Origin of the sequence: Methanosarcina hadiensis (assembly GCF_046529725.1) — an archaeon.
Taxonomy (GTDB): domain Archaea; phylum Halobacteriota; class Methanosarcinia; order Methanosarcinales; family Methanosarcinaceae; genus Methanosarcina; species Methanosarcina hadiensis.
This window is the reverse complement of sequence record NZ_CP136241.1, coordinates 3,034,444-3,048,251: the sequence shown is the minus strand read 5'-3', so window position 1 is coordinate 3,048,251 and position 13,808 is coordinate 3,034,444. Positions and strand designations below refer to the sequence as shown.

At 40.0% G+C, this 13,808-nt stretch carries 13 protein-coding genes, 1 tRNA gene and 1 pseudogene; 2 read left to right on the top strand and 13 right to left on the bottom strand.

Annotated elements, in window-relative coordinates:
• Window positions 1-113 precede the first annotated feature (113 nt).
• The 8 genes and pseudogenes from RSJ42_RS13055 to RSJ42_RS13020 all read right to left on the bottom strand — a co-directional run bounded on the left by RSJ42_RS13055 (window position 114) and on the right by RSJ42_RS13020 (window position 7,517).
• Window positions 114-2,246 carry a PGF-pre-PGF domain-containing protein gene (locus RSJ42_RS13055; protein WP_410510370.1) on the bottom strand — a complete coding sequence of 711 codons (2,133 nt, stop codon included), beginning with the start codon at window positions 2,244-2,246 and terminating at the stop codon, window positions 114-116.
• A 54-nt stretch (window positions 2,247-2,300) separates the two neighbouring features.
• A pseudogene (locus RSJ42_RS13050) lies at window positions 2,301-2,531 on the bottom strand (hypothetical protein); the annotation flags it as partial.
• An 848-nt stretch (window positions 2,532-3,379) separates the two neighbouring features.
• Window positions 3,380-4,507: a PGF-pre-PGF domain-containing protein gene (locus RSJ42_RS13045; RefSeq protein WP_410507713.1), complete on the bottom strand. Its 1,128-nt coding sequence runs from the start codon at window positions 4,505-4,507 to the stop codon at window positions 3,380-3,382.
• A 1,118-nt stretch (window positions 4,508-5,625) separates the two neighbouring features.
• On the bottom strand, window positions 5,626-6,021 hold the full coding sequence (locus RSJ42_RS13040; RefSeq protein ID WP_410507712.1) for a hypothetical protein: 396 nt from the start codon (window positions 6,019-6,021) through the stop codon (window positions 5,626-5,628).
• Complete coding sequence (locus tag RSJ42_RS13035) at window positions 6,008-6,292, bottom strand: hypothetical protein (protein ID WP_410507711.1); 285 nt, start codon at window positions 6,290-6,292, stop codon at window positions 6,008-6,010. The genes RSJ42_RS13040 and RSJ42_RS13035 overlap by 14 nt, the downstream gene beginning before the upstream one ends.
• Before the next feature lie 68 nt (window positions 6,293-6,360).
• Window positions 6,361-6,432, bottom strand: a tRNA-Thr gene (locus tag RSJ42_RS13030).
• 186 nt (window positions 6,433-6,618) lie between these two features.
• Window positions 6,619-7,029 (bottom strand): chorismate--pyruvate lyase family protein, encoded by a 411-nt coding sequence (locus RSJ42_RS13025; protein ID WP_410507710.1) that lies wholly within the window; start codon window positions 7,027-7,029, stop codon window positions 6,619-6,621.
• Window positions 7,030-7,202: 173 nt separating this feature from the next.
• A complete protein-coding gene (locus tag RSJ42_RS13020; RefSeq protein WP_410507709.1) occupies window positions 7,203-7,517 on the bottom strand; it encodes a DUF5611 family protein in 315 nt (104 codons plus the stop codon).
• An 859-nt stretch (window positions 7,518-8,376) separates the two neighbouring features.
• Here RSJ42_RS13020 and RSJ42_RS13015 point away from each other — a divergent pair.
• On the top strand, window positions 8,377-8,676 hold the full coding sequence (locus RSJ42_RS13015; RefSeq protein WP_410507708.1) for a hypothetical protein: 300 nt from the start codon (window positions 8,377-8,379) through the stop codon (window positions 8,674-8,676).
• A gap of 122 nt (window positions 8,677-8,798) precedes the next feature.
• Here RSJ42_RS13015 and RSJ42_RS13010 read toward each other — a convergent pair whose 3' ends face one another.
• Window positions 8,799-9,779, bottom strand: a complete 981-nt coding sequence (locus RSJ42_RS13010; protein WP_410507707.1) for a methanogenesis marker 2 protein — start codon at window positions 9,777-9,779, stop codon at window positions 8,799-8,801.
• A gap of 474 nt (window positions 9,780-10,253) precedes the next feature.
• Here RSJ42_RS13010 and RSJ42_RS13005 point away from each other — a divergent pair, with 474 nt between their 5' ends.
• The gene (locus RSJ42_RS13005; RefSeq protein ID WP_410507706.1) at window positions 10,254-10,430 is read left to right on the top strand and encodes a 4Fe-4S binding protein; all 177 of its coding nucleotides are present in this window, start codon (window positions 10,254-10,256) and stop codon (window positions 10,428-10,430) included.
• 98 nt (window positions 10,431-10,528) lie between these two features.
• Here RSJ42_RS13005 and nifB read toward each other — a convergent pair whose 3' ends face one another.
• From nifB to RSJ42_RS12985, 4 genes are all read right to left on the bottom strand, one after another.
• A complete protein-coding gene (nifB, locus tag RSJ42_RS13000; protein ID WP_410507705.1) occupies window positions 10,529-11,500 on the bottom strand; it encodes a nitrogenase cofactor biosynthesis protein NifB in 972 nt (323 codons plus the stop codon).
• A gap of 414 nt (window positions 11,501-11,914) precedes the next feature.
• Window positions 11,915-12,268, bottom strand: coding sequence for a 6-carboxytetrahydropterin synthase QueD (gene queD / locus RSJ42_RS12995; RefSeq protein ID WP_410507704.1), 354 nt, complete (start codon window positions 12,266-12,268; stop codon window positions 11,915-11,917).
• Window positions 12,269-12,395: 127 nt separating this feature from the next.
• Window positions 12,396-13,163 (bottom strand): 7-carboxy-7-deazaguanine synthase QueE, encoded by a 768-nt coding sequence (locus RSJ42_RS12990; RefSeq protein ID WP_410507703.1) that lies wholly within the window; start codon window positions 13,161-13,163, stop codon window positions 12,396-12,398.
• A complete protein-coding gene (locus RSJ42_RS12985) occupies window positions 13,163-13,723 on the bottom strand; it encodes a DUF366 family protein (RefSeq protein WP_410507702.1) in 561 nt (186 codons plus the stop codon). The genes RSJ42_RS12990 and RSJ42_RS12985 overlap by 1 nt, the downstream gene beginning before the upstream one ends.
• Window positions 13,724-13,808 lie beyond the last annotated feature (85 nt).

The window sequence follows — 13,808 nt, the reverse complement described above, 5'->3', positions numbered from 1 at the left end:
TGAAGGATTGGATTCAAGGCATCTACCATCGAAAAGGAAAGCAGAAGGGCAGCTTTCAAGTTTGACCAGACAAGATTTGATAAGCTACCCACTTGATTACGATTCACCATGGTTTACTGGTTTTTAATCCTGTACAAGAACATACAGAATAGACAGAAAATTCCACTGATTAACCCAAATCCAGGAGACTCTGTGTTTTCTGCAGACTCTTCATTTACAGCAGCACTCTCACTGTCATTTGCATCTCTGCCTTTAAACGTAGCAGTAGGTTCTGTGGATATTTCACTTGGAGTTCCTGTTTCTCCTGTTATCGCAAATGACCCATAACTCGGGACCTCTGATGTAAAGTATAGGTACTTGTCATCTTCCGCTGTCAGGCTGGATGGTAGCTGAGTCCAGGTGCCATCTTTATCGTCATGATCATTTTCATCCTCATATCTGTTCAGTGTTATTGAGTCTTGATCCACATTATTATCCTGCATCCAAGACTTTTCAACCCTGAAGCAAACTGCTGGATCTTCTATGTTTTTTGGGGTTGCATATCCGCTATTTCCTACCCAGACATTAAAGGACTTGTAAATTTCTCCTTCAGGCAATTTGGGAACAAGTACAGATTTATCTTTTAATTGCTCAGCAATGGTTGTGGTCTTGCCTGCGTTTCTAATTGAATCAAAGCCTACATACACGACGCATGTTGCATTCTTTGTGAAATCAAACTGAACAGCTTTGCCGTTTGTGATAAATACCTGAGAAAGCTCCTTTGCTTCTACATTCTTCGCAGGTTCAGGAGATCCTCCACCGCCTCCGCCCCCACTACCGCCGCTGCTTCCACCGCTACTTCCTCCACTATACTCCCTGTCCACGTCTATTGTAATAGATTTTGAAGCTGTGCCATTCACATTGGTTGCGGTCAAGGTTACTTTATAAGTTCCAGGAGAAGTATAGGTATACGCTACAGGACTGATACTTGCGTCAGCTCCCCCGTCTTCATCAAAGTCCCAGCCTATTTGAGTTGCATCTTGTGAGCGGTCAGTAAAAAGAACAGATAGTGGGACATATCCGCCTGTAACATTCGCCTCGAAATCTGCAACAGGAAGACCTTCTTTTTCAGCTTCCAGCACCTTTATTTTTCTAGTTTCTGAGTCTGTACCGTCTGCATTACTTACCGTCAGACTAACAGTATAGTCTCCTGGAGTTTCATAAATGTAAGCCGGATTCTGGACAGTAGAATCGGGACTTCCATTGTTGTCAAAGTCCCAGCTCCATGAAACTGCATTTTGAGAAAGGTCGGTAAACTGGACCTTAAGAGGTGCAGTACCCCCTGTGATACTTGTGCTGAAGTCAGCAATTGGAAGTATTTTCTCTGGAGGAGTTACAGGTACTGTATTCTCTGTTGTCACTGAATATGTTGATCCATCGGTTGTTACTGTAATCGTGCCGTCAATATCTGTTCTGTAAATCGTTGAGACTTTTTGTAGTGTTTCAATTGTTTCATCATGTGGATGACCATACTCGTTTCCTGCACCAACTTCGATAACGCTTGCAGCCGGACTTACAGCAGAAATGAAAGTTTCCCCACTCGAAGTACTGCTTCCGTGATGTCCAACTTTCAGGATATCTGCATTGACATTATAACCATTCCCCATTATGGCATTTTCTGCTTCTATTCCTGCATCACCCATTAGCAGGAAAGACACTTGTCCATCAGTGACCTTTAAAACAATTGAATTCTGGTTGAGATCATCTGTGAAGTATGAGCTTCCAGGGTTCAGGACCTGTACAACAATTCCCGAGCCAAAGTTGATATTATCACCACGTTTTACTGTTGAAAAGGGAATATTTTTATTGCTAATTGTATTCAACATGTCTTCATATGTCTGGGTTGTATGAGGATATCCACTGTCTATAAACTCCCCAATCGGAAAATCGTTGAGGATTTCATCCATTCCACCAATATGATCTTCGTGAGGATGTGTTGCAACCACATAGTCCAATGACTTTATCCCTTCACTTTTCAAGTAATTAGCAACATCATCACCTTTTCCATTCTCTCCAGCATCAATAAGCATGTCATTATCGCCATACTTTAAAAGGATCGAGTCACCTTGACCAACATCGATAAAATGAATGGTTAATTTTCCATTGACATGTGTTGGCGCTGGCGTAGGTTCTGGTGTTGGAGTTGGTGTAGGTTCGGGTTGTGGCTCTGGTGTAGGTGTAGGCGCTGGTGTCGTACCAATGCACACACTGCATGGTCTATAACCAGCTTCTTCTGCCTCTTGTACACTGTCAAATGTGATGAGATTCTCTGGCTTAATTTGTGAGATGTAACGGCATCCTTCAACATGATATACATCAGATTTCGAGCTGGCGTAATATAAAGTGTTGGCCTCACTGTAAGGATTAGTTTGACCAGCCGTATTCTCAGACAAAACATTGTTTTCTGCTGCTGCAGAATTCACAGATAATACGGGAGAAAATGTTGTAAGTGTTAAACAAAGCAAAATAACAAAAATTGAAAATTTATGCATTGAAACTTTTAACCTATTTTTAGAGCGACCCGTAAGTAAACTAATATATGCAATATCTTTAAAGGACTCACAAAATTTATTATATTCTAACTTTTGTCTCATGTAAAAATATGCAATTATCCCCAATAGTAGCAAAAATATTAATAACAAATCCACTAGTATCACCTTTTACTTACTTATCCTTCCAAATATTATTAAAGTTCAAATGTCTAGGTACTATAAAGTATATTCGAAGTATACTTGCTTTTTAAGAAGTATTTGAGAGCTACTGGAGGAAGTAAAGTTGTTTTTGTTTTGCCGGAAGATAAAAAATAACATAGTTTTTACTGAATAAAACTAGTTATCTCGTTTAATTGGAGAAAAATTCAGGCAAAAAAATCACTAACTATAATCGTTTTATTCACTATCTTATAAACAATTGTATTCAAATTTAATAGTTTATTGGAAAGTAATTGAATCATTACTTTCATATTGAAAGCTATGCGTAAGATCAGTCTGGAAATTAGAATAGCCCATACCGGTGCTCATGCATAGCCTCCGAGAATAGTTAGATGTGTCTGTGCTGGACACCGGTATCGGGAGCACGACTTCTCAAATTTTTGATTTATTTTAATAAATAGATCAAAATAAAAATCATTATTATAACAGTCCAAAAGATATCTGCTTCTGTAGTTTGCCATCCACAGCATAGAACCAGGATGCAGATAAAAAAGAAGTACAGAGCCCAGGTTGTATGTTTCTTTTCTGGCATGATAGCTCCAAAGGGACTCCTCAATTTTGAGGAGTCCAAATGTTGGAATTATTTGCCCTCAAACAAGGCAAACTTTAGGGAAAATAACATTTCCCTATTAATTGCCCTCAAGGAGTTCAATGACAAACTCCAGCATTTTTATAACTACACTTTTTGTTGGACCATCTATTTCTTCTTCAGAAATATTGCCTTGTTTGATGACCTTATCCACAGTTACTGCTTTACTCGAAATTGCAAACGTAGAATACTTAGAAACTTTCGCCTTGAAGTAGACAAACTGGGAGTCTTCACCTGTAACAGTTACCGGCACTTCTATCCATTTTCCACCTTCATACATATTCAGGACAATAACTGAAGCGTCCAGATTGTTTTCAATGAGCCATCTCTTTTCAACCTTGAAATCTACGCCTGCATTTTCCATATTGCTTGTAACTTCTGCATTGTCAACAAAGATATTGAAAGTCTTGTAAACATTTTCTACAGGTGGCCTCTCGTATACTTCCTTGACAATAACCTTTGTTTTGCCTGACTCTTTGGATACAAAGTTTATGTTGTTGACCACAGAATTGTCTTCAAAAGAGATCTTTGTGTTCTGACTGTTATCTATATTTACAGTTTTTGTTTCATTCGTATTAATGGTGGTAGTTGAGTTATCAGTGTAGTCACTCGACTTGTCAATTTCTTGAGTACTATTTTCCAGAATTGTAGTTTCTGTAGACGTATAATTATTTGAATACTCAGAATTATATGAGTTATCAACATGACTTATTGCAGTGCTCTCTTCTTTATATATAACAGATCCACCGGATTCAATATTGGTAGAACCATCGCCAATTTCTGTTACCTCAGTATTAATTTCTTCATATTCGACAGGACCACCTGACACAATAACATCATCAGCATCCTGGACTCCAACCGTGGTTTCTTCCGAATTAGTTTCTTCAACTTCAACTATAGTGGATCCATCATCTGCACTATTTGAATCATCTTCGGCGGACACATCTTCGGATGAACTTTCTTCACTGGATGAATCTTCACTCGAAGAACTATCATCACTTGATGTATCGTCTACAGAACTGTCACTTGAAGAACTGTCATCAGCATCACTTGATGCATCATTTCCAGAATCATCAGTTTCCTGTGCATATACGATACCAGTTGTTACTGCCATTAATATTAGAAAGGCAGATAAAATTGCAAAGAAACGATTTTTAAATATCCACATAGAAAACACCTACACAAGTATTTTTCGATGATTTCATCTCAAACGAAAATCAAAGGAAGGAGGCTTTAGGTTTCCGTATGATTTATTGATCCGAGATGAGAATCAATAGAGCAGTTAAGAACTAACTTTTAAGCTTTTGATTAAAATATAAACAACTGTTATTAAATGGGAAATATTATTTAATATTGTCGGATTTTAACTATTATATTATTAGCCTTATATTTTGAATAAAGAGCTTGGAGATACTTGTTGAGCTTAAATTATGTTGATAGAATATATCGTGTATCTTAATCAAGTACGCTTGATTTAAAACAACCTTAGTTGATTAAACTCTTTTGTATTTCTGGAATGAATCTTGATCAGGTACCCTTGGTCGAAATTCATGAATAAAAGTTTCTATGTATGTATCCTGGCGGTCAGGCAAAAAAGCCGCAGAGGAGATTGAGAAAAAAGTCTCAAGTGAAAGCAAGCTGAACCCTGAGGCTATACTGGGGATTTGATTGTACAGTTCATCGATTCCACATCACTTAATCTGATCTCCAATTTAACATTCTTTTTGCGTTTTACTTGCCTAGATCCTAGGGGCTTTTTAGAACAGTCCTGGAATTGTTATTTCAATAGATAAAGGCATTTGATAGAGCAGCTTCTGGATATCACTTAGAGCTAACCTTAAGATACACTACAGATTATACTCAAGCCAACACAAGCGTGCTTTACTTAATAAAACTTTAATTGTTTTAATCCGATCTGTATATCTGAATCTGAACCATGCATGCCCAAGGATAGCCCCTTTTGGAACTCTTAAGGGAAAAATCTGTATCAGGGTATTCTGGAAAGTTCGTGTGGAAAATGCTGTGCAATAATGTTGGAGTAGGATCAGTGTTTGTTTATGCAAAGAGTAGCTTTTTTATCCTTGATCTTCTTTAAAAATTAGAACAGATAAAACACTTGGAACACTTGTATAAGGTGGGGTATAGGGGTAAAACGCAGAAGCGAGAAGAAATATATTATAATATCTTTTATATGCGCTTTTCTCCTGTGTTTACCCTACCCCTCCCTTAGAAGTGTTCTATCTGTTCCAAGTGTTCCATTTCTTTATTCAATATACTCTTTAGCTTTCAATACGTCTGGACATTCAGGAATATTGCCGATTCCTCTTCTTCAGAGTCTTGATAAAGATAACGCTTAGATATTTCTCTCCAAACAGCTCCACTAGGTACCACATACGTTCGGTTCTTCTTACGTTTGAGTTCTCCGTCTTTATTGAACATTATAGCGTCTTTGTGCTCACTCTCGATCCCAATCATTGAAAGATCTTGAGTGACATTTTTTGTACTTGTGTTAAAGTAGTTGGCTACCATTGTAGGTGTAATGGCTACAACTTTATCTTCAACAATAAAATTCTTAAAACCTTCTTTTGGTTTTTCGCCTCCGACAGCAAGGGAATAAACGTAGTTAAAGTACATGCCTTCCGAAGTTTCGGAGCGGATTTTTCTGACCTTACTTGTAGTCATGTTTGGTCCATTGGCTGAGGTCAGATTTTTCAAGGCTCGAGACATATCGCCTTATATCCTTCTCGGTTGCATCCTTAAAATCAATTTGAAGGGACAATGCGATGTATTTCAAAGTTGTAATGTACTTGAGGATTCTGTGTTCTCCCAAGCCTTCTGAAAAACAGTAATCGACAAAATCTACGATCAGCTCTTTATTCCTTTCAGAAATAGAAAAATCTTCAACAGACTCCAGGCGTGAAGAAACATTTAATTTATATATCCCTACTGTCACCGAGGTACCTCCCAGCGAAAGTAGGCTTTGAACCTGTCTATATATAGTAGAGATTGAAAAAAGAAAAAAGCCTCGGGCGGGATTTGAACCCGCGACCTCGTCCTTACCAAGGACGCGCTATACCCCTAAGCCACCAAGGCACTGTTGCTGTAAGAGCATCTCCAAAATATCACAGCAGAGATATAAAGGTTTCGACTGAAATCTCTTTAGGCCGGGAAAAATCCCGGCACTGGCTAAAAATCCGTAAATTTATTCTGAAAAATTTAGAAAACTGGAGGGGAAAATTGCCTGTTTCCTCAATATTCATTCTTCAGGAGTTTGGTTTTTCAGAGTCTCCAGCGCGGATCTATTGGGAAGCGCTCGTTAATCCACATGAGGACATGGTTGTTGTGTACGATCTTATAGGTACGGGAAAGGACCGGGATCCCGTCAAATGTGGGTTCGCCTTCAAGGATTGCAAGTTCTACCATGTCTCGCCTGGTTTCCAGGTTGTGAGTGCGCAGAATCCTGCCGATTGGGATGTCTGCCCGCATGAGCTGGTCACGCATAGTCTGAGGCATGCGTTCCAGAGGGGAGAGCGACCTTGCGTGGACGAAAACCGTATCTCCTGCATAGAGTTTTACTGTCCTGTCGTTTACTTCGCTGCCTTCTTCTACTCCGAGGAGGGCAGCCAGCTCCTTATCGGCTTTGACTATATATTGGGACTCGGTTTTAACGGTAACCAATTTTCGGGACATAATTTCCAGGAGAAAAGTTACAGAACCGTCGGTCCCACAACAGACCCGGAGGCATGTGGGAATCTCAAGGCTTTTCAGTTTTTCAAGGAAATCTCCTTCCAGAACGATACCTCCAGGTAGATGTTGCAGATATAATATTGATAATGTGAGTTAAGAACTAGCAGTCAGGAGGGTTATGCCTCTCCGACTTCCTTTTTCGCCATTTTCAGGCGCTCTTTTGCCGTGTAGCCTGTAGCTTTTAAGAGAAAATCTCTGTAGGCTTTATTGGTTTGCAGGATCGTTTCATCATCCTTTACAGTCGTATCTGAGACAGTATCCACACAGAGCATTTTATTCTCTATCCATACCGTTATACTCGACATTGCCCCGTATGAGGTCTCAAAACGGTTCCCATTCCGGGAAATTTCAACAGGGAAGCTTTCCTGCATTACCTGGTATATTCTGTCAGGTTCAGGTTTAAAGCCGCGTTTCAACTTGTATTGCTGCATTGCTATCCTCTTATAAGATATTTTCATCTCAGATAAAGTTTGCTCAGAGCCGTTTTACCTGAAAATTGCATGAATAATCCTGCTCAGCCGGTCAAATGATCCTGAAAATTTACTCGTATTAAGGGATTGGTCTTTACGTATTCTTTTTGTTTCAGGTATATCTGCAAACTATTAATTTTTCAGGTACTGTTGTTCAAGGTATGTTTGCAAACTATTGATTGGACACACTGGTAATTATCGATTTAATTCTGCTGGTCCGCAGTTTATTGATACTAATTTCCGGCCAGATTAACAACCTACATTTATTTTAGTATTAATTTCAATCGTAATCAAGTTAATCATACATATCATTTTTCCTGTTCCACCTCAGGTTAATACAGTGACAATTAACCTGATACGGTTTAATGAATAATACTCAGAAAAGGTAATTTGTTCAAAACTTTACTTCTATTTGATTTTTGTAATTTGATTTTCCAGTTTTATGTCCAAGTAATTTATAGTTTTAATTATCTAACAATTAATGGTTTTTAATAGGGGATAACTTATAGTTTTAATGACTGAATAACTAGTAGTTTTTATCTTAGTTTCTCATTCGGTTAGCGCTGCTGCATGTGCAGTTTCCAAGAAGCAACCATAAATATGAGTATACTTATCATTAGGTTCATGCAAAAAAGAGATATGACAGGGCATTATTTCTCCAGATCATACAAAACAATCCTGAACTCTTTAAGCTTCCAATATATCCCGGAGGTTGCTTTGATATATGTGGAAGAAAATTAATTCATATACCCTGTTTGGATTAGCTGTCACATATTTATTAAAGTAGAAATGAAACTAATAAAAACAAGAGGTGAACCCAATGCATAAAACACTCAATCTTGATGATTTAATCGCCAAAAAGATGGAAGAGAATGCTAAAATAGATCCCGAAACTTATGAAGAGCTCTACGACCTGGTTATCCCTCCCGGAACGGTTGTATCAATTATCTATGATATCGTGGAAGAATTTGGGCTTGAACCCATAACCAGGAAGATGCCTATCAATATTGCAAACAGCGAGGAAAGGGAAATCCTTGTACTTCGCGGCCCTTTTGAGAAGGTTAAGGCTGCAGAAGCATTCCTTTATAAGGAAATGAAAGCCTGGATTGAAAATCCGTAAACCCCGGGTCCGAGCAAAAAGAATAAAAACAATAGGAGAAGGCGCTGGATAAGTAAAATAACGGCTTTTCAGCAAAATATATTTTTTTAAAACAGATCCATAAATATATGGAAAGGTCCCGGTTATTCGGAACCTATACCTGTGATACCTTCTTTTGAGAAGTCAAAAACAGTTACCCTGCCTGTTTTATCGTACATATCGAGTTTTTGCCCTTCTTCGATTTTTCCTATTATTCGAGCTGTGAGCCCTGCCTTTTCAAAAACACTCACGCATTCTTCAGCTTTTTCCGGGTCCGCAGTAAATACGTAACCTGTTCCCGGGTGCACTTTCAGCCACTGCCCAAAATCCACACCCTCAGGTCTCGGGACTTTATCCAGATCTACTGTGGCTCCTACTCTGCTTGTCTCGCAGAGCATTCCAAGCGTTCCTATGAGCCCGGGATTGCTGATATCTTTGCCTGCGGTTGCAAGCTTTTTCTGTGCTATTTCCTGTGTTACAAGGTAGCTTTCCCTGAGCACTGGGGGCTCTTTAAATGATGTAGTATCCCAGCTGTAAGGGGAGTTCGGACCTATTTTTCCGTCCATATCATAAGCTGCAATTACCAGATCCCCCGGATTTGCAGTATCACTCCTGATTACACAGTCCTTTTTGACGATTCCTATGATGGCGACGGAGAGTGAATTATACTGAGTATCAGGGTGCACGTGTCCCCCAACTACGGGAACCCCGAATTTTCTAACTCCCTCAGCCAGTCCTTCCATCAGTTCCCTGCAGGCTTTCGGAGAATTTGCAGAGGCGATGTCCACCATGGCAAGGGGTTTTCCTCCCATTGCTGCGATATCGTTAATGTTTACAACAACAGCCCCGTAACCTGCCCACCAGGGGCTTGCATCGAGCAGCCGGCCCCATATGCCATCAGCTGCAAAGAGGATAACATCATCCCCTCCGATATCGATCACTGCAGCGTCATCCCCGAAGTCAACAATAGCATTCCCATATTCCGGGCGGACAGCTTCAAAGATAGAGACTATGTCCTCAATCTGTCTTTTTCGGGTAACACCTTCAAAATTCCTTATACTTTCTGCTAGCTTTTCCAGGTTCAATTAAAGGCTCCTGTTGTTTTTTTAATTAATTAAGCTGTAAATAATTAATTAAACTGTAAATGATAAATCAATAGGCTGGATTAACTGTGAAGCCAGGTTAGTGCCGGATTACAATAGAAAATGATATCTGACTTTATATTCGAATAATTATTGAAACTAAATGCAAGGTTCTGACAGGTTAATAATAAATTTATTGCAGGCCATTATGGGATATAAAAATTAATTATAAACTGTGCAGCAGTTTCGAATTTTTAAATTTAATCTGCCTTTTAAGTTCATCTGCTTTTTTATTTTTATATTGCGGCAATAAGAGATATTCAACAGTACGTAACTCGGTAATCCTTTATCCTTTTTTTTCTTTGTTTCGGGTGATGGAAGCGATAGATTTTTATTAAATTATTCTCTCCTAGTATGTCGACCTTATATATTTTTCGACTCTATAAAAGTCTCTATTTATTATAAGGAGAGAAAAAAATGGTAGCAAAAGTCGATGCCGATGCCTGCACAGGCTGTGGAAGCTGTATAGATGAATGCCCTGCAGCTGCAATTACCCTCAGTGATGACGATATTGCAGTTGTAGACGAAGATGAATGCCTTGACTGTGGTGCATGCGAAGATGCCTGCCCGAACGGGGCAATCACCATCGAGTAAAGTTTTTAAAAATAAGTCAGGGAAGCGGAGTTCTTTAACTCCGCCTTTCAGGCTCACAATCCGGGAGTTTTTTAACCTGAGCCGGAAAATAAAATTATTCAGGACTCTTCCTTTCCATCTTCTTTCAGGGTTTCTCTTGCTTTTTCCATGTCTTCTTTTGTCTGGATCTTTATTAGATTCCTGCGCTCCTCACTCATCTGCGACATATCCTGAGCAAGAAGTCCGTAAGCATCAGCCCTGCACTGCCTGCAGTGGCGCATTTGCGTAACGTAAGGTTCACAGGCTTCCTGAACAGCCTTTCTTTCTTCTGCTGTCGGAGGTTTAAGGTGTGCAAATGCTCCCTGGTTGATCAGGGGCATTACATTCATAATATAAACTCCGAGTTCGTTGAGTTTTCTGGCAATTTCGATTATATGTTTGTCATTTATGCCAGGAATGAGCACGGTATTGACCTTTATAACCATGCCTGCATCAGTAGCAGCTTTAATCCCCTCAAGCTGGTTTTTAATCTGAATTTCTGCAGCTTCAACTCCTCTGTAGACCTTTCCGTGGTAGACTATATGGTCCACTATTTTTGCCTGAATTTCTGGATCAATAGCGTTTACCGTTACAGTTAATGTGGAAACTCCTACCCTTACAAGGTCCTGGACCTTTTCGGGAAGTAAGACACCGTTTGTGCTCAGGCAGAGAGTGAGGTCAGGGAACTCTTCTTTTATTAACTCAAAAGTCTTAAAGGTCGCATCATTAGCCAGAGGGTCTCCCGGACCTGCAATTCCGACAACTTTGATGAACGGATAATCTGCCACGATTTGCCTTGTCTTCTCAAGAGCTTCCTCAGGGCTCAGGACTTTGCTGGTAACTCCTGGCCTGCTCTCATTCACGCAATCAAATTCGCGCACGCAGAAATTACACTGGATATTGCATTTCGGAGCCACAGCCAGGTGAATTCTTCCATACTTATGCTGCGCTTTCTTATCGTAACAGGGGTGCTCGGCAATCTTTCTAAGAAGCTCCTCTCCAGGTGCGGGGATACTACAGGCATTGTCTACAGATTGGTTTTCTTCTGGCAAATTATTCTCCTCCGTTCGGAACTTAAAGGTGAATATGAGATTCTGCATTAAAAAGGGATTTCCAGATGTCTAAATCACCTATGATACAGCTTCCTGATATACATTGTGGAATTGTTTAAGAATAATTTAAGAATTATTCCGAAGCCTTTTTTGAAATTATCCTGAAATAATTCCTAAATTATTCTTAAATAATTCTGAAATAATTCTTAAATTATTCTAATATTGATCTTATATTTCTCTGAATGTGAAGACATATCTTCAGTTTTAAACGAGTTTTCCAATCTTCTTTATTGAGAATTGGGTAGAATATTTTTTGATTTAAGTATGCTCCCCATATTTTAATATCTCTAATTATATTAAAATATCTCCTTTACACAGTAATCTATGCACGAACTGTTTTTGCCCCAATCTCTTTCAATCAGAAAAATTATCCATTTCGCACCATTTGCCTTCCCCTTCCCAGACCCTTACCAGAAGAGGGAAACCAAATTTCTCCAGAAGGCGGGAATGGATATGCTGGCAGAGGTGCTCGGAACTGGGGAAGTCCAGAATTTCATTCAATAAAGTGTGGTCGTACTCCTGAAGAGTCTCCTTGATGCCTTTTTTCAGGTCATAGAAGTCGATCACCATCCCGTTCTCCCTGACTTCCCCTTCTACTACCACTTCAATTTTATATGTATGCCCGTGCACCTTGCCGCATTTCCCGTGTCCCGGAAGGTAATGTGCGCTGTCAATATAATCAATAACTCCTAACCTCATACTTGCCATTTTACTCATCCCTTTTGATTTTACTGCTCTACCATTAATTGCCTGTTGTCTCTCGCTTATCCGCTGTCTGCCCAGTTATTGTTCTATATTCTGCTGCTTTTCCGATTTACTCTGTATTCTCTTTCAGTTATAAGCAACCCCACATCCTGTGTGTCTGAGGAATAATTCGCGTGTCGGTCAGCTCGAGCAGGGTTTTCTGCAATTTTAGAATAGTCTGTACTGATGCCTGCGTAAACCCTGGAGTCCTTACTGCACTTCCCAGAGGCGTCTCAGGCTGAAGCACTATACAGGATACACAGGTTGCTATTGCTTCCGCAGCCATAATTACGGTATCGGAGTTTGTGTTTTTGCCTATTACAATCTTGCAAAAACAATCCCTTGAACTGCTTTTCTTCAGGAGTCTGAAGCACTCGATGGTATTTTCCACATGCACTTCCCTGGTTTCAGGGCAGATGTCCCTTATAGCTTCGGGAAGTTTGAAATCTCCTGCAACATAAGCGACATTCTTGCGCAATTTTCTTGCCTGTTCAGGCAGGGTCATATTGGATTCCAGGTATAGAGGCGCGGAAATGTTTAGCTTCTCTATGAAATCGGCATGCAGCAGAGGCTCCCCTCCTGTAAGGGATACCGAATGGAGCTTTTTGAAAGGCTGCAGCATGGATTCCAGTTTTTCAATGCTTACAGGATTTGGAACCTTTTCGGAAATCCCACTGCCCTCAACTCTTTCATAGTCACAGGTTCCAGGATTTCCAAAATTCGTATCACAGTAGCTGCAGTTAAGGTTGCAGCCTGAAAAACGGACAAAAGCCTGCCTCATGCCTACGTAAGGGCCCTCTCCCTGAACAGAGCAGAAAACCTCTTTTATGTTAGCCGGCTCGTGGTTTGAAGAAAACATTACACTACTCCCAGAGGCCTGGACTTTCTGAGGTCTTTCTCCATGTCCTCAAACTCCCTTACATAAGCATCTCCGATTTCCTGCATTAGCCGTACAATACTCCTGTCATCCTCTACTCCGGCTTCTTTCAGACTTCCATAGACTTCATGTGAAACGTTCATGCCGAAGTGGATTTTCTGGGAAACCGCAGATGTGCTGGCAATCGATACGGTCAGTTTCTTTCCGTCAAGAAACAGATCATCCCCTTCCCTTGAAGTATGGATTCCGAGCCCTGCAAGCCTTTCCTTTACAATCGCAGTAAAAAGACGCTGGCGCGCATAGACAAGTTTCAGGTCGGTAGAATCGAAGTGTTCTATAATGAAATTCAACATATCTTCGGACCAGATAGACTCGTTTGCTCTCCGGTCTTCGAGGTCAATCATGTGCTCTATTTTTACGTCACACGCCCCTCTAAAAATAATGATGGAATCTTCCTGAACTCCGAAGCTGTTATATGCCCAGAGGGAAGAAATCTGGCTCCCGTCATAGTCAAGTTTTTCGGGTAAAACAATACATTTCATGGAACTCACTCTATGATCCTAACTCTCAAAAATTTCTTAACTCTCAAAAATTTCTGCAGTCTCTAACCCGGTCCTGTAATTCCTT